Source organism: Sorangiineae bacterium MSr11367, assembly GCA_037157805.1.
GTDB lineage: Bacteria > Myxococcota_A > Polyangia > Polyangiales > Polyangiaceae > Pendulispora > Pendulispora rubella.
The window spans coordinates 4,356,048-4,377,510 of record CP089983.1; the positions used below are offsets into that span (position 1 = coordinate 4,356,048).

General features: G+C 61.6%; 15 protein-coding genes. 12 read left to right on the forward strand and 3 right to left on the reverse strand.

Translation table 11 applies throughout. The features are described from left to right. Window position 1: 1 nt before the first annotated feature. Genes LVJ94_17490 through LVJ94_17510 form a run of 5 tightly spaced genes read left to right on the forward strand, consistent with a single transcriptional unit; the run spans window position 2 to window position 7,040 of the window. Entirely contained in the window at window positions 2-1,264 is a 1,263-nt protein-coding gene (locus tag LVJ94_17490; protein WXB09013.1) for a tetratricopeptide repeat protein, read from the forward strand. Next, window positions 1,264-2,331, forward strand: a complete 1,068-nt coding sequence (locus LVJ94_17495) for a PAAR domain-containing protein (GenBank protein WXB09014.1) — start codon at window positions 1,264-1,266, stop codon at window positions 2,329-2,331. Before LVJ94_17490 ends, LVJ94_17495 begins: the two co-directional genes overlap by 1 nt. Beyond that, on the forward strand, window positions 2,301-5,840 hold the full coding sequence (locus tag LVJ94_17500; GenBank protein ID WXB09015.1) for a DUF6531 domain-containing protein: 3,540 nt from the start codon (window positions 2,301-2,303) through the stop codon (window positions 5,838-5,840). Before LVJ94_17495 ends, LVJ94_17500 begins: the two co-directional genes overlap by 31 nt. Before the next feature lie 24 nt (window positions 5,841-5,864). Next, complete coding sequence (locus LVJ94_17505) at window positions 5,865-6,248, forward strand: hypothetical protein (protein ID WXB09016.1); 384 nt, start codon at window positions 5,865-5,867, stop codon at window positions 6,246-6,248. A gap of 36 nt (window positions 6,249-6,284) precedes the next feature. Continuing rightward, window positions 6,285-7,040, forward strand: a complete 756-nt coding sequence (locus LVJ94_17510; GenBank protein ID WXB09017.1) for a hypothetical protein — start codon at window positions 6,285-6,287, stop codon at window positions 7,038-7,040. 74 nt (window positions 7,041-7,114) lie between these two features. Here the strand turns inward: LVJ94_17510 and LVJ94_17515 are convergent, their stop codons facing one another. The 3 genes from LVJ94_17515 to istA all read right to left on the reverse strand — a co-directional run bounded on the left by LVJ94_17515 (window position 7,115) and on the right by istA (window position 10,448). Continuing rightward, window positions 7,115-7,996, reverse strand: coding sequence for a DUF4062 domain-containing protein (locus tag LVJ94_17515; protein ID WXB09018.1), 882 nt, complete (start codon window positions 7,994-7,996; stop codon window positions 7,115-7,117). Window positions 7,997-8,142: 146 nt separating this feature from the next. Then, window positions 8,143-8,829, reverse strand: coding sequence for an IS21-like element helper ATPase IstB (gene istB, locus LVJ94_17520; protein ID WXB09019.1), 687 nt, complete (start codon window positions 8,827-8,829; stop codon window positions 8,143-8,145). Continuing rightward, entirely contained in the window at window positions 8,784-10,448 is a 1,665-nt protein-coding gene (gene istA, locus LVJ94_17525) for an IS21 family transposase (GenBank protein ID WXB09020.1), read from the reverse strand. The genes istB and istA overlap by 46 nt, the downstream gene beginning before the upstream one ends. Window positions 10,449-11,982: 1,534 nt before the next feature. On the opposite strand from istA, the gene LVJ94_17530 reads away from it, so the two are divergent. The 7 genes from LVJ94_17530 (at window position 11,983) to cas7u (ending at window position 21,463) form a co-directional block, all read left to right on the forward strand. Then, window positions 11,983-12,387 carry a hypothetical protein gene (locus tag LVJ94_17530; protein WXB09021.1) on the forward strand — a complete coding sequence of 135 codons (405 nt, stop codon included), beginning with the start codon at window positions 11,983-11,985 and terminating at the stop codon, window positions 12,385-12,387. A 480-nt stretch (window positions 12,388-12,867) separates the two neighbouring features. Beyond that, window positions 12,868-13,020 carry a hypothetical protein gene (locus tag LVJ94_17535; protein ID WXB09022.1) on the forward strand — a complete coding sequence of 51 codons (153 nt, stop codon included), beginning with the start codon at window positions 12,868-12,870 and terminating at the stop codon, window positions 13,018-13,020. Between the two features lie 465 nt (window positions 13,021-13,485). Then, a complete protein-coding gene (locus LVJ94_17540; protein WXB09023.1) occupies window positions 13,486-14,250 on the forward strand; it encodes an abortive infection family protein in 765 nt (254 codons plus the stop codon). Between the two features lie 684 nt (window positions 14,251-14,934). Beyond that, on the forward strand, window positions 14,935-15,210 hold the full coding sequence (locus LVJ94_17545; GenBank protein WXB09024.1) for a transposase: 276 nt from the start codon (window positions 14,935-14,937) through the stop codon (window positions 15,208-15,210). 528 nt (window positions 15,211-15,738) lie between these two features. Continuing rightward, window positions 15,739-18,324 (forward strand): DEAD/DEAH box helicase, encoded by a 2,586-nt coding sequence (locus LVJ94_17550; protein WXB09025.1) that lies wholly within the window; start codon window positions 15,739-15,741, stop codon window positions 18,322-18,324. Next, window positions 18,321-20,489, forward strand: a complete 2,169-nt coding sequence (gene csx17 / locus LVJ94_17555; protein WXB09026.1) for a type I-U CRISPR-associated protein Csx17 — start codon at window positions 18,321-18,323, stop codon at window positions 20,487-20,489. Before LVJ94_17550 ends, csx17 begins: the two co-directional genes overlap by 4 nt. Further along, on the forward strand, window positions 20,486-21,463 hold the full coding sequence (gene cas7u, locus LVJ94_17560; protein ID WXB09027.1) for a type I-U CRISPR-associated RAMP protein Csb1/Cas7u: 978 nt from the start codon (window positions 20,486-20,488) through the stop codon (window positions 21,461-21,463). Before csx17 ends, cas7u begins: the two co-directional genes overlap by 4 nt.

Here is a 21,463-nt window from a genome sequence, read left to right on the forward strand (position 1 = left end):
GATGCAAAAGTTGATCGACGCCGTCGTCGACAGGCTGAAGGACTTTGTCGCGCAGAATCAGCGGGTGCTCCTCGTCGTGGAAAGCAACGACGCTTCGAACGGGCTGTTGGTCAAATGCCTCGACGTCATCGATCAGGACGCGTCGGATATCTTCTGGACGTTCGTCGATGACTTCACGGATGCCGTAGCCTTCGTGAACGCCGTGGCGTCCGGCGTTCGCATTCGGCGTGAGCTCGCCTGCAAGGCCCTGGCGAAATCCGACGGGGCCCCGTGGCCCGAACTCCCGCCCGAGGCTGGCCACCTGGCCATTCACCCAGCCCTCCGGATGAGGGCCCTAATGACGTACGCGCGCGCCCTTTCCTCGAACCCGGACGAGCAGCACTTGGTCTGGAATCTCTTTCCGGCAACCATCACCGATCCCGTGGGTTACCGCGCCTTCGTGCTCGAGCTGATGGTGCACGAATTCCCGTCGCCGTGGTGTCATCACATGCGGGTCGTGATACGGGATGACGTCGCACGGCCGGCTCTGCGCGACGCTGTTCAGGTTCTGCGCGGGGCCGACTGGTTTGCGCCTCGGCTCGGCCCGCACGACATCGAGAAAGCCGTCGAGGAGCAAGTGGGCGACGAAAGCCTCTCGGTCGACGAGCGTGTTCAGGCACTACTGACCTTGGCGGGGCTCGACTACGCGCATGGGCGCTTCGGGGACGCGCTCGCGAAGTATGCACTGGCGGGTCGATACTATGCGGGGACGGGCAAACTCGCACTGTACGCGCTCACCCTCAATGGCATTGGCGAAGTACACGCGAGGACGGGAAACCCAGAGCAGGCGCGCAAGTACTTCGAGTCGGCGCTCACGCCGGCAACGAACCGGCTGTCGCAGGCGAACGAGCCGGGACGCATCGATGCGATCCCTGTGCTGCTCAACGTCTCGCTGAACCTCGGCAATCTGTACCTCTCTCAGAACCGATGGGCGGACGCAGGGCGTTACTACGAGGGCGCGCGGGACATCGCCCACGGCATGGCGAACGCGCACGTGGAGATCCAATGCATCGAGAACATCGGCGCCTGCCACTTCGAGTTGGGGCAATACCGGGAGGCGGCGCAAGCCTGGGAGAAGGGGACCGGCCTCGCGCGCACGATTCAGGCCGATGAGCACCTCCGCACGCTGCTGCAGCGTCAGCGCGATGCCTACAATCGGCTCGGACTCACGGATCGTCGCGACGCTGTCGATACCGAGCTTCGGCACCTCCCGGGAGGTGCGTGATGGGCCTCATGGACTCGCTGTCGCTGGCCGTGAATGATGCGGTGAGCACCGATCACGCAGCCGCTGCGGCGAATGCTGCGAGTACCGCCGTGGACCCGGGTGCGTATGGCGCAGCATTCTCCGAGGCGGTGAGCAACGCCGTTTCGCCCATTCGATTCCAATCGCAGGCGGCTCGAGGGCCTTCCCCATCGCCAGGCGAGACGCCGCCCGAGCCTCCGCCAAATCCTGCCCGAACAGTCGCCGAGGTTGGCGGGGCGGTGATGGGGCTCTTGGGGCTCCCTTTGGAGTTGATCAACACAGGCTTTGCCATTCTGACGGGACCGCTGGCCGCAATCTTTCCGTCGCTGCCGGCGGCCACGATGGGATGTCTGTATTTGGGACCGCCGCACGGGCACCTGCACCCGCCGTCGTTCACACCCCCGGTGACGCCTGCGCCGATCCCTCTCCCTAGTTTGGGGCCGGTCGTTCTCGGGCCATCTTTGAAAGTCCTGATCAACAACCTGCCGGCTGCGCGCGCAGGGGATCTCGGGCTCGCGGCAACATGCGTGGGAATTCTCCCGATGTTCGAGATTTTCACGGGCTCGAGCAATGTGTTTTTCGCAGGCATGCGGGCCGCGCGAATGGGAGACATCGCCAAGGCGTGTCTGCCGAGTGTGGGGGGCCCCATCCGAGGGCTCGCCAAGGCGATGATGATCGCCGGCGCCGCCGTGGGGGCTGCTGGCGTTGCCGCGGACGTGGTCGATGCCGCCGAAGGCACGGGGGGACCTGAGGCTGCGGCCGCGGCTGGAATGGCCGCGGCGATCGATGCTGCCGCGCTGGCGGTCGACGTGGCCGCGCAGGCGATGTCTGCGGCGATGGGGAAGGACATGGCCGTCCCACCGTCGATGGGCATGATGATGATCGGTATGCCGAATGTGCTCGTGGGTGGTTTTCCCATGATCAACATTCCCGACCCGGTCCACCTGCTCCTCGAGAAACTGGGAAAACTTCGCAAGCCGAAGAAGAAAGAACTCAAGGACAAGAAGCAGCCCGGTGAATGCGGCGGCTGCGGGTGCCCGCCAGGATGACCTGCCGCGAGCCACTTTCCGCCGAGGACCCGCTGCGATTCGTAGGGGATCCGGTCGACGTCGTGACCGGCGCCGTCATCGACCGCACCGTCGATGCGCAGCTCGATGCTCCGTTTCCCTTCAGGTTCGTTCGCTACTACAGCAGCGAACTTGCTGCGGTGGATCGTGGCCTCGGTTGGGGGCACACACACTCGTTCGATCATTATCTGAGCACCTCGTATGACAACGGGATCGGCTACACCGGTCCCGATGGACGGCAGGTCGCATTTCCCCTTCTTTGGAACGACGGGGAGCGCTCTGCGAAGGCCGGCTACGTGCTCGAGCGCGTTAGCGTGAGCTTGTTTCGCCTGCACCTGCCCGACGACGACGAGGTGCTGGAGTTCGAGTTTTCACGCCCCGACTGGCCGGCACGCCTCACGGCGATATCCCACCCGTCTGGCACGATCCGTCTCTATTACGACGCTCAGACGGGCCTGCTGTCCAGCATCGCGGATTCGCTCAACCGCACCATACGTGTCGATTGGGTACAAATCGTTGCCCCGTCGGGACACGCGGAGCCTCGTCCGCACATCGCGGCGCTGGTCTTCGTTGCGGCCTCGCCGTCGGATCGAAGCGGCGCTGCTGAGACGCTGATTGCCTATCGGTACGACGCGTTCGGCCGCCTGCTCGGCGGAACGGATCGGTACAACAACAGCTTTGGGTTCGAATACGACGCCAACACGCGCCTGATTCGCCTCGTTGACCGCCGCGGCTATTCGTTTCACTTCAAATACGATGCGCGCGGCCGATGCATCCACACCGCCGGCGATGACGGTGTCGAAGAGGTCGAGCTCGAGTACCTCGAGGACGCCACCCTCGTTACGCTCGCCGACCGTGGGCAATGGGTCTACGAGCACGCAGAGGGCTTCCTCTCGCGCATCCTCGACCCATACGGCGGCGAGCACCGGCGCGAGCTCGACGAGGCCGGTCAGCTCCGCGAGGAGACGGACGCAGCGGGCCGCACATTTTCGATCGTCCGTGACGCGAACGGGAAGGGGCTTGGCCGGCGCGATTCTGCGGGGCATGTGTGGCCAATGGGGCAGGAGCCACCCAAGGCTCCCGCCCACTATGTTCCATCGAACGACCGCGGGTGGGAATACGGCGCGATTCTGCCTTCGGAACACGGCCTTCCCGTGCGTCGAGATCTCGAGATGCGGGGCGTGCCACGCTTGGTTCTGGACGTTCTCGCACCCTCCAAAGGCAGCACCTTCGCGGATCTTCAGCAGACCTGGGCCGAGACGACCGTCCGCGATCTCGGTGGCCTTCCTCTTTGGGTGGAGCGGGCAGATGGATCACGGAGTTCTTTTTCGTACGATGCCAACGCCAACCGTGTTCGGCTCACGGACTTCGATGGATCGACGTGGCGGTGGGCGCACGTTTCCTGGAACCACACGCAGCAAATCATCAATCCTCTCGGCCACGTCACGGAACTGGAACACACGCGACGCGAAAAGCTGTCGCGCGTGGTCGACCCAGGCTCCTCCACGAGCGAGTACTCATGGGACCTGAAGAACCGACTCGTCGGTGTTTCGCGCGATGGCGTCGTGCGCGAGACGTACAGCTACGGGGCTGACGACGAGCTCGAGGAAAAGTTCGACGGGGAAGGGGCATGGCTTCTCCGCTTCGAACGGGAGGACGAGGGCCGCAAAGTCCGGCTTGCGCTGGCAAGCGGGGAAACGCACCACCTCGTCTACACGGCGGCGCGTCGGCTCAAGTCGGCCATCATCGAGTCCCTCGACGGAAAGCAAGACCTCTACGCGTTCGACTACAACCTGGCGGGCGATCGCATTCGTGACGAGCGCAATGGGCGCGGCGTCCAGCGTTACTTCCGGGATGGTCGCCTTGCGACCATGCGCGTTCTGGAGCGTTTCACCACGCGTTATGCATGGATCGGCAATGACCGTCTCGACGTCGTCGACCCTACGGGTGCCAAGCATAGAATCCAGCATTGCTACGGCGGCGTAGTCCAGCGCACGACGTCGAACCGGGTGACCGAGGTCGCCCAATTTCATCCGCACGGATACTGCCTCGCGAAGATCGCCTTCGAGGCGCACGATCGACGCTGGGACCGCTTCTACGAACGATCGGGCGAAGGGGATGTTCTAAGCATCCGCGATAGCGCACGCGGAATCCGGCGGTTTTCCTATGACGCAGCCCATCGTCTGATCGGCGAGACGCTTCCCAATGGGCATGCGCGAACGTTCGTGCAGACGCTCGGCGGCAATCTCGCTGAGGCGCCAGGTCTCGGTGGCGTGACGGTGGAGCACAATCGACTCGTCAACGCCAACGGAAGTCGGTTCGAATACAGCCAGCGACACCACATGAGCGCGCGGCACTCGCCGCAGGGAAGTGTGCATTACCGACGCGACGCCCGCGATCAAATGGTCCTCGTCCACGGCGGTGGAGTTGGCGTCTGGTCGGCGCGCTACGACGCGCTCGGTCGTCGCATCGAAACCATCCACAACGGCGCCACGACGACGTTCTACTGGGACACGGACCGACTCGCAGCGGAGATCCAGCCGGACGGCCGCTTGCGCATCTACGTCTACGTGGACGACGTCGCGATGGCGCCGTTCATGTTCGTCGACTACGCGAACGTCGACGCGGACCCGAAAAGCGGAAAGCGTTATTTCATCCTCGCCAACCATCTTGGGGCGCCCGAGCTCGTGCAAGACGATGCAAGGCAAGTGGTCTGGCGAGCCTGGTATGAGGCCTACGGAACTGCCCACATCGAAGTGGGGCACGACTTCCACCAGCCTCTTCGATGGCCTGGGCACTACTTCGACGCAGCGACCGGCTTGCAGTATGCCCGTTACCGCTATTACTCGCCGGAACTTGGAAGGTGGATCGAATCGGACCCGCTGGGTGTCGCTGGAGGTCTCAACCTTCATGCCTACGGGGAAGGGAATCCTCTTCGCAACGTCGATGTCCAAGGGCTCGATTGCCCGCCGGGCGAGAAAACACCCGACAAGCCGGAGGGGAAACCGGACGCGGAGAAGACGCCGGTCAAACCGCTCGACGTCGGCACCTACCGAGATCTCAAAAAGCGAGAGGTCGTCGGGGACGAGCTGGAGCACGACCACATGCCATCAAGCAGGGCGGTGGCCGAGAAGATGAACCGCCAGCTCATGGAAGAGCGCGGCTACCCGATGACCAAAGACGAGAAGGACAATCTGCACAACAATCTGATGACAGTGGAGGTCGAGAAAGACGTTCATAAAGAAGGGCCGACCTACCTGGGCAAGAACCGGGCAAAGGACGATGAAGGCAACAAGCTGTACGAGAACGACGCGAACGATCTTCGCGCGGCGGCGGACAGGGACGCCGCGGCGGCGCGAGAGAACCTCATCGCCAAGGGGCACGATCCGGATGCCGTTGATGCCGCGATCGACAAACTGCACACGGAAAACGAGCGGATCGGCGTGTACAAGGACAAGCTTCCCTTGGAGCTGTTGGATGACCCCCCCTAAGTCCTCTAGAGTAGAAGGAACACCATGGACCTGAGCACCCTCATCGGAAAACCCTTCGACGCACCGGAAGTCCAGGCCTTCGTCAAGCCCCTCGGCCTCGTCGAAGATGACGACGAAGAGTACCGTGTCTTTCGTGCGGGAGGGATCTCGTTCCGCATCGAGCCGCGGAGTCATCGCATCAATACGATCTTCGTGTATGCCGACAAAATCAGCAAGTACACGGGATACAAGGGACCATTGCCCGACGGCTTGAACTTTGGGATGGACCGGGACGCTGTCGAGCAACTGCTCGGTCCGATCTTGCTTCGAACCGACAGGAGCTCCAAATGGGAACGAGGAACCCACGGCCTGGCCGTTGAATTCGACAAGGCAGGCCAGATCCGCATGGTCGTCGTGACGGGTGTGTAAGAGGGGACCGGCGTCACGCGCGACGCGGATTCGCAGATGAACGAACAGCTCCACATCCAGATGACGACGTCCTTGCGGCTGTTCGAGCCGCGTGGAGCGCAGCGGCTGTTCGATGCCATCGAGCAGAACGCGGAGATCGCGCCTACGCATTGGGGGGAGTCGGCATCACTGCGCGATCCCTACGATCGAGCGCACATCCTCGCGTACATGCGGCAATGCCAAGAAGCGGGTGCAGACGGCGAAAGCCTCGTTCTCCGCCGCCTCGAGCCACCGCGCTACAACCTGACGATGCCCGCGTCGTACCAATCGATGATGTGGATTCGGCTGGAGTCGAGCGTGAAGCTGGAGCCGGAATCTCTGCCTCTGTATTTCGCTCTCGGAACTCGGCTCGCGCCGGCCGTTCGTGCCGAGTATGGGTTCGTCGACATCTTCGATCACGAGGACGGAGATCTTCCGGGCGAGAAAGGCTGGCAGCCGTTCTACCCGGAGCGAGGGCCGGACGGCATCCGTCGGCGAACCTTCTTTGGGCTCCGCCTGCTCGAGCTGATGGGGGGCGCGCAAGCCTTCGAGGGGAGCGGTCTTTTGGTCCGGCCCTTCGACGGCGGGGTAGAAGCGGACATCGTGGAGCCTGCCTGGTCCGCACCAAAGACTGAAGTGCGGACGAAGCAGCGCGCGGCAATGGCATCGCTCCGCGAAACCGGCGTCTTTGGGACGTACGATGAGAAGAAGCGCTACACGACGGGACCTCGATGGATCCCGATGCCGCCGACACCGAGGCAGCTACACTCGTAGCGGACGTTGTAGTTGGCTCCGACCGCTGGGGAGCGACGCCGACTGGACTGATAGTCGAGTAACCAGGTGGCTACCTAGCAGTGCTTCAGCTTCGCAATGCGATCGTCGTCGCTCAATTCCTGAGCCGCTTGAAGATGTGATGTTCGCTCAGCCAAAGCGTCCAATGCTGCGGTGTAACGGATCCAACCCCTGGTATGATTTGCACTCTCGTCCTGCCGAACGCGATGATGGATCGCTGCCACTATCTCGGCCCGAAGGGAGTCCGCTGTCGTCCATTCCTTGTACAAATGCGAGCTGGTGATCTTCTCGAGGAACGCAGCAAGCTTGTCTGACCGTAGCCCAGTGTCGACGTGGTCGCCTGGTATGTACGACTTTTTTCGAACGAAGGCCAGCACCGGAATGCCTCTGGACCTCGCATAATCGTACTCCCTCTCGGTCCAGCTGAATCCTGTCGTATCTTCGATGGATCCGTATCGGCCGCCGATGATTAGGATATAGTAGTCCGAATCGTCCACCCGTTGCTGGATGATTTGCCAGCCGCGGTCATCGGTCGCCGGGAATGCTTCCATGCCAACGGGAAAGTGCCCGGCCCTGAGAATTTCCGAAGTGGCGACCTGTCGCTCTTCGCGAAGGTCCGAATACGTGGAACTAAGAAAGAACGTATACCTTCGTTCAAAATTCTTTCCGAGCAACGATGCCGACGAGTCCCCGCCATGCGAACCGGAGGCCCTTGGCATCGGACGGGGAGAACCGGCCGAGGGCGTGTCCGGTTTGTAATCGGGCATTCGATGAGCCGTCAACTCACCAGTGTCGGGGCGCGGATCTGCGAGACATCGACGAATGTGGTGGGTTGCAGTACGAGAAAGGTCGAGAAGGAGGTTGAGATCAGGTGGAACCAGCCATCCTGGCGTCTTCATTCGGCCGATTGGTTTGAGCCCCTCGCCCAGACCTGCCACCGTAATAGTAAGATGTGCGAAATCCAGTGCTCTCGCCGGTAGTCCCGTCGCCTCGTGCCTATTCCGAAGGACTCGGGGAGCCGTTCCAGGCTGACGCGGGGGAGCAATCCAACATGACGCGGATCGGAGCGTAGCGACGAGCGTGGTCAGTTTTTCGTTTCGGTTACCTCGGGGGCAATCGCTTTCTTCTTCCGCATCGAGCCTCCTCGAAGGGTCACCACGTGGGCGTTGTGCACGAGGCGGTCGCAGATCGCGTCCGCCATTGTCGCTTCACCGATCGCCTGGTGCCAAGTTTTCGTCGGAAGCTGCGACGTGATCACCGTCGACGAATGGTCGTAACGATCCTCGAGCACCTCGAGCAAGTCGCGCCCCTCGATCTCCGTCATCGGCGACAACAGAAAGTCGTCGAGCACGAGGACCGACATCTTCGCGATGCGCGCGAGCGCCTGTGCGTACGTGCCGGCCGCGCGAGCAACGGCGAGCTGCTCCAACAGCCGCGGCGTGCGGATGCACAAGGCTCGAAAGCCTTGCCTGCACGCCGCTTGAGCGAGGGCTGCGCCGAGGAAGCTCTTTCCGGCGCCGGTGGCTCCGACCACGATCACGTTCTGTTTCGCTCGGACCCACTGGCAAGCCCCGAGCGTGCGCGCAAAGGATCGCTCAACACCGCGGCCGGCTTCGCACGACAGCTCCTCGAGGCTCACGCCGTTCGGCACGCGCGCGTCTTTGAGCAAACGATCGAGCCTCTTGTTTTCGCGGGCGCTCCACTCGCGGTCGATCAGCATCCCGATCACTTCGTCAGTGGACAGTGGTTCCGTCGGTGGCGACGAGAGCATCTCGCGCAGCGTCTGCGCCCATCACGGACAGCTTCATCTCGACCAACTTCTGAATCGTTTCTTCCAAGATCACTTTCATCCTCCGTATCGAAGTAGCGTGCGCCGCGAATGTGCTCGTGCGCGATGGGCGCTCGAGTCGCAGGCTCGACCTGCGGCGCGCGGTCGAGACCATTCTTTAGGATCGCCGTCACACTCTTGCACGTGGGGCTACCGATGCTCAGGGCGCGGGCGCACGCCGCATTCACACGCGCCCTGCCGTACTTGTCGGCGAGGCGAATCACACCGAGGCACGTGCGGTATCCAGTTTCTGGGTGCGTGCGCTGCTCCATCACCCGACGCGCGAATTCGCCGACCTGGATGCCGATGCTTTCGGCCCATGCCACCACGCGCTCCGGTGGCCACTTTCCGTAGTCGCGGTGCTGGCGTGGCCGGTGCTCGTCACAGATAATGGCCGTACCCTTTGGACCGTAGCTGCGCGCGTGAGACGCCACGCGTTCGTTGCGATGAAGGACCTCGATGGTGGTGGCCGTCGCGCGGATCTCCACCTCCTCTCCCATCAGCGCGTACGGCACGCTGTACAGGCGATGATCGTAATCGACACAATAATCGATATTGGCCCTCGCCTTTTTCCACTTCGCAATCCGATATCGATGGGCAGGCAGAGGGCGCAAGGCGGGCTTGTCGAGCGTCTGGAAGGCGGAGCGCCGACACCCTTCGAGCTTCTGAAATGGGCGCGTGTTGAGCCGCTCGAGCAGCTCTCCGATGGCCGCATTGAGCTCGCCGAGCGAAAAGAAAGTCCGATTACGCAGCGCTGCGAGGATCCATCGCTGAGCAATCAAAACACCTCCTTCGACTTTGGCTTTGTCCCTCGGCTTTCTCGGGCGCGCGGGAATCACCGTCACGCCGTAGTGTTGCGCCATCTCGAGGTACGTTGGATTGATGTCCGGCTCGTAGCGATCCGGCCCAGAGACGGCGCTGCGAAGTTGATCTGGCACCACGACTTCAGGGACGCCTCCGAAGTACTCGAAGGCTCGAATCGTCGAGCCGACGAAGTCGGCGAGCTTTTGCGTTCGCGTCGCCTCCGCGTACGTATAGTTGCTTGCGCCGAGCACCGCGACGAACAACTCGACTTCGTGGATCTCTCCCGTCTGCGGGTCAACGATGTGGGGCTTGCGCCCGGAGTAGTCGATGAACACCTTCTCGCCGGCGCGATGCACTTGGCGCATCACAACGCTCAGCTTCTTCTTCCACCTGGCGTAGAGCGCGCAGAAGCGGCTGTATTCGTAGGCTCTGAGCGGTGCCTGCCCCATCGCCCCATCGCGATACTCGACCCACAGCGTCTGCAACGTGACGGCCGGCTTCGACAGCTCCCGATGTACCCACGCGAAATCGATCGGCACGCGCGAGGGTGGCTCGTTGCGGCCACCGTAGCGAAACAACCGTGCCTCCACTTCGGCGTCGCTCAGCGGGCGCGCCTCCTCCCACGTCAAACCGCAGGCGCGTGCCCGCTTCAAGTAATCGCCGACGGTCGTCTCACCGATCACCGTCGATGCCGCAATCTCGGCGTGGGTGCGTCCGCATTCGAACTTCAACCTGAGAACTTCTCGAACCTTCCGCATGGACAATCGCTCCGACATCGCGCCCGTCTACGCGATGAAGCTGCGACCATGCACGCCGCTACCGGGGGCGACCGCCCCCTTTGGAATCCGCCCCCGGGTGCCCAGGAATCGGCCCCCGAGTGCCCAGGAATCCGTCCCCGGGTCACCTTGGAATCGATCCCCGAGTGCTCAGGAATCGGCCCCCGGGTCACGTTGGAACGAGCCCCCGGACGCCGTTGGAATCGACCCCCGGGTCGCGTCGGAATACGCACGCCTCGCGCAGAGCGCGCCATGAATACATCTCGATGGATGGATTCCTGTCCTGGAAAGAACGTAAAGAGTCGAGACTCTGTTGGACCAGGCTGAATGCATTCGAACCCCAACTGGAAGCAAGTAGCCCGCGGAGTGTAATTTTGAATACGGGTTCGCGATCCATCGTGACCGCAAGATAGGAAGCCGATAGGCTCTCCAAAGTTCTCGAAACGGACTCCGCGTTCAGTGCGGGACGAGCGTTTCGTACACGGCTGCTGATTTCGCTACGTCGGACGCCGGCACCAGCACATCGAAGCTGCTGTTCGATTACAACGTCCAGAGCGACGCGACCTGTATCATCTATCGACTCGGCGATGTCGGCGATAGGCCCCCTTCGCGGCGGGATCTTTAGGTCGCTTCCCAAGACTGCCCCATCGAGTGTCAGTTCCGCAGCATGATGGAGAAGTCCGAGCCGTCCGCCGTCATATGTCGTAACGAGCCCCACCTTCTCCAGGTCCTGTAGGTGCTCCCAAGCGGCCTGGCCGGGAACTCCGCAGATCTTCGCGATCTGGTATGCGGGGATGCTCGCTTCCCCGGTGCGAAGGGTTTCGTCGCTCAAGACGATGAGCACGTGCTCGTCTGAAGAAGATAGGTTCGGTAGAGCGTTCCGTATATCCATGGTTTGGGCTTCGACACTTTGCCCAATCGACGTCGAATGTCCATCGCGTCTCGATGGGCTTCACTCGCGATAAGGGCTTGCCAGGGTGTCCTTTACACGGAGCGCGAAGTTTCGACCGACGCGCGGCCCTGCGATGTTGCGTTCTGGAGAGCGTCGCGACGTTGCGAGAATCCTCGACCATACCCGCCAGCGGACCTCTCCGGTGCCGCCATCGCGCTCCACGTGTTCCGCCGGATAGCTTCTTTTCGTTTCGTTTGCAGGACCGGCGACTCGTCCAGATTTTTCGAGGAAATGGTCAATTGGCTGAGGGCTCGCACCCGGCGATACCGCGATGGTTGGAGCAACACCCGCTGCCCATGCGCGAGCACAAGCAGGTCGAGGTCCAACCATCCACGCACACCACTGAGCGCATTGCCGCGAAATCCTTTCGCTCCGCCGCGAGCTGTTTCGCTTCGGCGGCGGCGATGGAGGCGCGGGCCTTCTGTAACGCGGGAGCCTCTGGGTCAGGAGCCTTGGCCAGAAGACGTTTGCTTCGCACACGTCGGGAAGCACGCTCAAGATGCGCGCGGTGCGATCGGCTGGTCCAAGATTGCGTTCCTCGGTGTCTCGAGCCTCCTTGGCTCGTTGTTGTCGTTCGAGTTCCTGGGCGCGCTCTTTCTTCGCTCGCTGTTCCTCGGCCAGGGTTATGGCCTCTATTTCGGCCTCTTTGGCTTTTCTCGGCTCGTATGTGAACGCGCGTCCATCGACGGATCGGAGAGTCCATTCGTGGAGCACATGATTCAGCCGTCGCCCACTACGAGCCGTACCGATTGGGGCGCGTTCGAGTTCGAAGTGGCCGACTGGCTTGTCCGCCAGGGGCGCTACCACAGCGTGGCCGCTCAGGTGGCCGTTGGCGTCACGAGCAAGGGCTACCCGTACAAGATCGACGTTGTGGCGCAGGAATCATCCCTGGTCACTTCATCGCGGCGAGGGTGGCGCGCTTCACGATGCTTCTCGCCATCGGCGGCGCGCTGCTGGGCGGCACGTTGACCATCGTTGGCGTGCCGACCCTTCTGCTCGCGTTCTTCGTCCTGGTCGGATGCCTGGTTGTGCAGAAGGTATCGGGCACGCGTACGATGGCGACGACGTGGGTCGAGTGCAAGCGCACGAAGGCGCGCGCGGGAACCGCGGAAGTGCGCGAGCTCCACGAGAAGGTGGAGAAGGTCCGCGCGAGCTCGCGAGGAGTGGACGCGCCCCAACACGTCTGCCTCTTCTCCGAAAGCGGCTTCACGGGGCCCGTGCTCGAGCACGCGGCGGCCTGCGGCATTCGATGTTATCGCCGCGAGGGTAACATCTTTGTGGAAGAGCCACGCCCCTCCGCAAAGGTGGTCGCCGCCTCCAGGGTCGTGCGTCGCCCAAAGACCAAGTCGGAAGGTGCTGGGGACGACGACGACGCGGCCCCCCCTGTTCACGCCCTGCGAGGTGAGGGCACTGGTCCCGTTCTATGTTCGGCTCCTCGTCCCTCGGTATATGGTGCAGCTCCTTGCGTTCAAAGAGCACGTGGCCAAGCACGGGCCCGTGCGCATCAGCGAGCCGGAGAACATCCCAGGGTTCAAGGAGTCGCTCGCGAAGCTCGAAGGCACAGGCGCGGAGAAGTCGGCGAAGGTGCCTACGGAAGGTTAGCCGCGGAGAACAGCTCCGGGCCGCTCTGGGCCCACGAGTGATATCGGACAGCGGAGCGCCCGGTCTCGAGCTGGCGCGTGCAGAAGTGTCCCATGTCGGTTCAACTTTCTCGACGTCGCGATCATCGGAGTGCTCACGTTGGTCGCGGCTGTCTCTCCGCGTGCGCGCATGGCGGGGACGTGATAGATCGAACGGGATGTGCCGTCGCGGTGACGTGAAATTCAGCACGCAACGGATTCGGCAGGCCTTCACGGCGTTCTCGCTTCTTGAACTCGCGCGCATAGGTTCAGCTGGACGAATCGTTGGTTTCGCGAAAAGCCCTGTTCGAAGGTGGCGTCCCAAGCGAGTTGGCGATTACCTATTTACGCCCGACGAGGCGCGCGCCGTCGTGCCTTGGTACGAGCGGATGCGGGTAGATCCTTCAGGGGCTCGACGCCGCGATGACGGCTGACGAAGATATCGCGCGTGATACAACGCAACGAAGAACTACTCGTTTTGATTGAGACCTTCCGCAACACCCTCGTATCGCGCGCGACCGGCGGCGGCGGTGACGACAGGACGTATGCTCTGGCGCGCCGAGCACTTCTCGACGACCCAGAGCTCGCCCACGTCACGCCACGCTGGGTTCGCTCGTGCCGAAACCTCAGCGACTTCTGGGGGATGATCCAGCCGAAATTTGGTCGGTATCATGAGCGGCGTGATTGGTTACGTGTCGAAATGGAGCCGATTTTCAACGTACTAGAGGGGCGACCACCGCGTCCCGCGGACGAATCGATAACCGAGCGACTTCGCGATTCGGGGGCGGCATACGTCCACGAGATGTGGGAGAAGGCGCTTGCACGACGCGAACAAGATCCAGACGGTGCTATCACCCTTGCGCGCACCCTGCTTGAGGAGGTGTGCCGCTTTGTCCTCGATGAGGAAGGTGAGACGTACGACGAGAAGGCCGAACTGCCGAAGCTCTACGGTCTGGCGGCAAAGAAGCTGATGCTTGCGCCTTCGCAGCACACCGAGGATATCGTCAAGCGCATCCTCGGCGGCTGCCATTCGATTGTGGAGGGTCTCGGCGCACTACGCAGTAGGTTAGGAGATGCGCACGCCAAAGGGAGAACGGGCGCGCATGCTGCACCCCGACACGCGGCCTTCGCCGTCAATGTTGCCGGAGCGGCGGCTAGCTTCATTCTGGAGACCTACGAATACCGCAAGACCATTAGCCGTCCGAATTCGTGACGTTTCCCGTCAGCAGATACCGCGCCATTCGGAGACCCTTGCGTGCGCTCGTCGTTGAGAGAGCGCTCGCCGCGGACTACGTCACCGACGACTACAATCATCAACCAGAGATACCGCATTGTCGCCGGCGTCATGAACATTGGCGGCGCCAGTTTAGTGAGTCTGGAAACTACGAATGTCGACCTTTGGTAATATGGCAATCTATCGTTGCCGATTCCAGCGCGGCAGTGCTAATAAGGGGGTATTCGGCGACCCGTGGGGACGAGGACATTCACGTTGGTGATCCTATGGCTTCGTGCCGTCCGGAGCTTGACGGCGGGAGGGGCAATGGTCACAAGATTACTTGGTCACCGCTGCGCACGGCATTCCTTCGGGTGAGGTGACGATGTTGCTATAAAATCGGCGTTGAAGTTCGGGACGATTGCGGCCGATATTCTGGGTCTCTTGGCGCAACCATCCCTGCACATCGTATTCTTGTTTGTCGGGCGGAGAAGGCAGCCCTTGCGTTTATGCAACCGACGATGCGAGCAGTCACTGCACGACGCTGATTGGTGAAACACAAGATTTGTGAATCCATCAGTGGAACGCTCGGTGCAATATAGATGTGCCAGAAGTGGACGCAAAAATTGGACTAGTAGCTAAGTTTAATGGGGGGGCTCGCTCCTCGAGAGCAGCCTGGAAGCCATGGCAAATACGCGTAAACGATACACGGCGGAGTTCAAGGCGAAGGTCGCGCTCGAGGCGGTTCGTCGGGAGGTGACCGTTCAGGAGCTGGCGAAGCTGTACAAACTTCACGCAGTGCAGGTCTTCAAGTGGAAGAAACAGTTCCTAGAGAATGCTGGTCGCGCATTTGACGCGAGCGAAGTGCCCGGGCAGCGCGAGGCCGAGCTTCTCAAGAAGATCGGCGAGCTAACCGTCGAGCGCGATGTTTTAGCACGAGGGCTCCGGCGCATTCGGTGAAGGACTGTCGCAAGATGGTGAACACGTCCTGTCGTTCGCCGTCATCGGAGGAGCATTCGGTGCCACCCGCAATTGCTTCGCGGGCTCGAAATTTTCCTCTCGAATCATCTCTGGTGCGCTGACATCACGAACATCCCTATGGCGCACGGATTCGCCTATCTGATGGTCGTCGTCGATGGGGGTTCCAGTCGCGTGTTGTCCTTTCGATTCTCGACACGCTCGCTTTCAGCGTCTGCGTCGAGGTGCTGTCAGAGCCGCTCGAACGATTCGAGACGCCCGACATTTCAAGGCCACTTCAGCCAGCTGTTCGACAGACACGGCGCACTGCTCCGCCCGCGAGGAAAGGTCGATGCGTATTTGCGAGTCGCAAAGCATCGGGCTGTCATTGCAAAATCGATCAGATAAAGCGCTATCGTTCAGGGCACGCAGCAGTTTCAGATGGCTCAGTTTACTCGCCTCAGTGGTGTGCACGCCAGGGCGAGATTCGCCAGGTCAATACCCACAGGAACGGAGGAAATAACGGTGTCGATGGATTACGTAGATTGGTTTCGCGAGGTGGCGGAATGTACGCCGCATCGTTGGCAGGAAAGACTGGGTAACGAAAGCAAATGTGACAATCGACTATTTCGAGTCCCGACTGGACTCGGGAAGACGGCGGGAACGGTGCTTGCTTGGGCCTATCATCGAGCATATCGGAAAGTCGTCCACTGGCCGATGCGCCTCGTATTCTGCTTACCGATGCGCGTTCTCGTCGAGCAGACGGAGCGTGCGGTTCGACGATGGCTCGAGCGCGGGAAACTCGACGTCCGCGTGGTAACCCTTCTCGGCGGTCGGCGCGAGGTCGAATGGCTTCAGTATCCCGAGCGGCCCACGGTGCTCGTGGGCACGCAGGACATGCTCCTTACACGGGCCATGGCTCGCGGACACGGATCTGCGCGCGGTCTTTGGCCCATGGAAATGGGAATGCTTCACCGTGATGCGCTGTGGGTCGTGGACGAGGTGCAGCTCATGGACGTGGGGCTCGCGACAACGACGCAGCTTCACGCCTTTCGCGGTGACGATGAGGCCGACGGGAAACCCACCTTGCGCAAAACGTTCACCTGGTGGATGAGCGCAACATTGCAAAGCTCGTGGCTCGAGACCATCGACTTCGCACGCCGTATCGAAAAGGAACCGATTTCCCAGGTACGCATTCCTGCGCGAGAGCGTACTGGTTCTGCGTGGAAGAACCCGAAAAGCCTCGAGCGCCGCACCGACGTCGGCACCCCAGAGGAAGTCGCGGAGCTTGCGGCCTCGAGCCATCGACCAGGTTCGCTGACACTCGTCATCGTCAACACCGTCGAGCGAGCGAAAAAGGTGGAAGCCGCGCTTTCGAAATCAAGAATGAAGGCCGACGTGCATCTCGTTCATTCGCGCTTTCGCGGCGCGGAGAGGCGGCAGTGGGACTTCCTTGCAAGAGAGTCAACGATTCCACCCGAGGGACGCATCATCCTTTCGACGCAGGTCATCGAAGCCGGCGTCGATATTTCAGCGTCGACTTTGATAAGTGATCTCGCACCGTGGTCGAGTCTGGTCCAGCGTTTCGGCCGCTGTGCGCGTTATCCCAACGAGAAAGGGCGCATCGTGATCGTGGGCGCCGTCGACTGCGAGAATCCAGAGAAGAGCCTGCCCTACAAGATTAACGAGATTGCGGCGTCGGACGCGGCCCTGAGGGAGCTCTCCTTGGATGGGCGCGACCTTGGGCTCCGGTCGTTGGAGACCTTCGAGGAGCTCCTTACCGAGCGTGACCCCGACGCATTGGCGACACTCTATCCCTATGACCCTCTTCACGTCCTGCGACGGCGAGATTTCGATGATTTGTTCGATACGACTCCCGATCTGTCCGGCGCTGATCTCGATGTAAGTCGATACATTCGCTCGGGTGAGGATCGGGATGTATCCGTTTTCTGGCGTGAAATCGGAAATCCCGGACGAAGGAGCCTGCAGGACATCGAGGCACCGGCGCGCGATGAGCTTTGCCCGGTTCCCGTGGGCGAGCTGCGCGAGTTCCTGAAGAAGAGCGTCGGCTACGTCCGCGATTACCTGAGCGGAGACTGGAAGCGAATTGATGTCGCCGTGCCCGGAATGACCGTGCTTATTCCCTCGGCCGCCGGCGGCTATACCGCTCGGAGCGGCTGGGACCCGAAGTCTGACGCCGTCGTCCCATCGCCCGCTATTTCCCGCGACGAGCTCGCTCACGAAAGCCAAATGACGAGTACGGCAGCCTCCTCCGACGGCGAAGAGCTCTCGATGTCGAAATGGAAGACCATTGCGACTCACGGACGAGAGACGGGCGAGCTCGTGGTAGGGATGGGCCGTTCACTAGGATTTTCCGATTCGCTTCTTCGGGTGCTCTCCCTGGCCGGTCGATGGCACGACGCAGGCAAGGCACACCTTGTGTTTCAAAATGCCATACGAGATGAAATTCGCGCTTCGGAAACCGTAGGAGCGCGACGAGACCTCGCAAAAGCACCCAAAGAAGCGTGGAAGAAGCCTCCGTACCCCAATCGGCCGGGCTTTCGGCACGAGCTGGTAAGTACATTGCTCCTGTTCGAGGTCCTCCGGCGTACGAATCCGGGGCACCCGGCATTGGTAGCACCTCATGGTGATTTGCTCCGTGCCCTCGGCCTCTCGGTCGATGCCGATGCACCAAGCGACGAGGAACGTATCGTGAACCATTCTTTGGCCGACGAGATAGCGAGCCTCACCGCCGACGAGTTCGATCTACTTGCGTATCTAGTTTGCTCGCACCACGGCAAGGTACGCACGAGTTGGTCGAGCACGCCGAAGGATCAGAAGAACGAGCAGGGAGACATTCACGGCGTTCGCGAGGGCGATGTCGTGATGCCATTTTTCATTGCCGGGCATGGCGCGACGAAATACGAAATTCCGAACGTGCACTTGTCACTCGCATGTGCATCGATGGGTCTCAATGCGCGTTACGGAGCGTCGTGGGGTGAGCGCGTCGCCAAGCTGCTTGCACGACTCGGGCCGTTTTCTCTGGCTTATCTAGAGGCTATTCTTCGTGCGGCCGATTGGCGCGCGTCACAGCTCGCCACGGCGGAGGACACATGACCCTTCATGTTCATGCGCTCCGCGGGTGTGCGCCGACGCCCCTGGCCCATTACTTGAAAGCACTAGGCGCATTTCGGCTGATTGCCGAACAGAAGGACCCCGAAGTGCGCGCCTTTTGGAGGGACGATACGTTCTTTCTGGTGACGGTGCTGGATCATGAGCAATTGCTGAACTTTATTTGCGACGATTTCGAGCCTACGCCGCTGGTCAGCCCGTGGAACGGCGGCAGCGGTTTCTATCCGAAGGACGCCAATTCTGGAATCGACGCCATTGCCAAGTCCACCGCGAAGCGGTTTGGCCAATATAGGGACGCGATCTCGTTTGCCCGCGCGCAAGTGAACGGGCGAAATGAGCGGCCGGAGACAGACGAGAAGGCGGCGCTGCTGGCTGAATGTCAGCGCCAATGGCCGGAGCGCGCGCTCGACTGGTTTTCGGCCGCGGTCAGCCTGTCGCGAGAGGGGACGGTGCGATACCCGGCCTTGCTCGGAACCGGGGGCAACGATGGACGGCTCGAATTCACGAACAACTTCATGCAGCGGCTCGTCAGACTCATCGATGTCGAGACGGGATTGGCGGATGGGCTCAGTCGCTCGCTCGCCTGCTTGGCGCTCTTCGGTACCCCCGAGCATGGGCTTGAGCACGGCGCTGCCATCGGACAATTTCTTCCGGGCGGCGCCGGTGGTGCCAATGGGACCGCGGGCTTTGACGCCGCGAGTCTCGTCAACGCATGGGATTTCGTTTTGATGCTGGAGGGGGCGGTCTTCTTGCGGGTGGCCGCGCTTCGACGCCTGAATGGCATTGAGCTCGCGCAAGCCGGTGCACCGTTCGCATTTCGGGGGCTACCCGGTGGATATGGCAGCGCGGCACCGGATGATGATGGGGGTCGCGGCGAACAGTGGCTCCCGCTTTGGGATGCCCCAGTCACATTGGCGGAGCTTCGGGCCGTATTTGCGGAAGCCCGCGTCTCGAAAGATTCCTCGCGGGCCGAGGGGGCGCTGGATGCGGCCCGCGCGATCGCGCAGCTCGGAACGGCCAGGGGGATTCGTTCTTTCATTCGATTCGGCTTCATGGAGCGCAACGGCCAATCGAATCTTGCCGTGCCGCTCGGCCGTATCACCGTCCACGAGCGACCCGCCAAAGACGTACGCCTGATCGACGAGCTCGATCTTTGGCTCGAAGCTCTTCGCCGCACCGCGCGCGACGGTCACGCGACGTCTCTCGCACGCGCCCTGCGGCGCCTCCAAGCCTTGGCCTTTGACCTCACCACGACCGCTGTCGCGCCTGCCCGACAATGGGGAGCTCTCGTCGAGGAACTCGGCATGGTGGAAGACATCCTCGTTCGGGCTCCGCGCTTCACGGCGGAACGCAGGCTACGTCCGCTCCCTTCGCTGTCGTCGCGCTGGCTCGCCGCCTGCGACGACGGCACCGTCGAATACCGTTTGGCACGCGCCCTCGCTTCGACTCGGGCTCCGTATCGCGAGCCCGACGGGCTCGGACCGATTCGCGCTCATTGTATGCCACTCGACCCAGCCTCTGGATTCAAGCGATTCGCCGCGTCGGCCGATTCCCTGCGCAAGGACCGGCGAGTCCTTTGGACCGGGCGCGAGATCGCGCGCGATTTGTCTGCGATCGTGCTCCGCCGTGTTACGGAGGGGGCCGACGCCGGATTCGATGGCATCCCTCTCGAAGGAATCTCTGTCGCAAACCTCCTGGACATTGACGCTTTCGTTTGCGGCCAGGTCGACGACATCCGATTCGCACGACTGGCTCGAGGACTCATGGCCGTCACCCCGGAGTCGATGTCCAATGAATCGAGCGGACATCCCCGCAAGGCGCCTTCACTCTATGCGCTTTTTCGTGTCGCGAATCTCGACGCGTCTGAGCGCACACGACGAGCCTCCCATGAATGGGGAGTTCGCCCCCGGTGTGACTCGCAGACGATTCGATTGTTGGTAGCCGGTCGTCTTCGCGAAGCGGCGCGAACCGCGGTTTCTCGCCTTGGCGCGATGGGGCTGCGACCGAAACTTCGTTTGGCCGCGGGCGACGCACCCCTCGCGATGCGCCTCGCGGCCAGCCTCGCCTTTCCCATTGGTCCTCGCGACATTTTGCGTGTTTTCGAAGCGGTCACGAAACCGCTCGACCTACAACCCTCGGAGAACTCATGAGCCTCGATCTTTCCGCTCTTCTCGACGACTCGAAGCCTGCAAGATTGCTGATCGAAGCGTCGCTCATTCCCGTACAAGGGAAGCGTTTTCAACCGACCGGCTTCCCCGACCTGGGAGCCGCCGTCTTCGATACCAAAGACGGTACACGTCTCATCGTCGAGAGCCATCAAAGCATGGCGAATCGCCTCGAAGCAGTATGTTGGGATCATGCCAATCGGTCGCTGGTCAGCGAGCTGCAGGGGCTATCGCACGTGCTCGTGAACGACTCGGACGGCAACTATTTGACGAGCACGATCACCGAAGCACACCGGCTCAATTCGCCGTACATTCTCGAGAGCAAAGATCGGAGGTTCTTCGAGCAGTTCAGGAAAGAGACGGAGGTACTCGAGAAAGGTCGACTCGATCGCGCAAAACTGGCGGCTATTCTGTTCAAGTATGATGTCGGTTCATTGCTCCACGGAATATTTCTCGCGAAGAAGGAGCTCGTGGGGGGAAGGCTCCGCATCGAACGCGCACTTTCGGCATTCATCGAAGCCGAAGGAGCACGGGTGGCGGCATCTGGTGGTGTCAAAAATGATCACGTCGATCCGAAAGGGGGCGACAAGACGGAAAAAGGCGCGAAAGAGGGTTTCGGCAACGTTCCGTTTCAGCGCGATGAATACACGGCCGACCGCATCGTGGCCTACTTCAATCTCGATCTCGTGGAGGTCCGAGGATTCGGTTTGGGTAAGGACGCCGAAGCACTCCTCATTGCTCTGGCGCTGTACAAGATTCGCGCATTCATCGAAGGGAATTTACGGCTTCGTACGGCATGCGACTTCGAAGTCGACGGCGAGTTGCGCGTGCGAAGGCCCGCAGGCTTCGCGGTCCCATCATTCGCAGGACTACGCAAAGAGATGCCGCGGTTGATCGCCAAATGTGCACGGGCTTTCGCAGGCGAACGAGGCGCAACGACCGTGACGTACAAGGCCTGA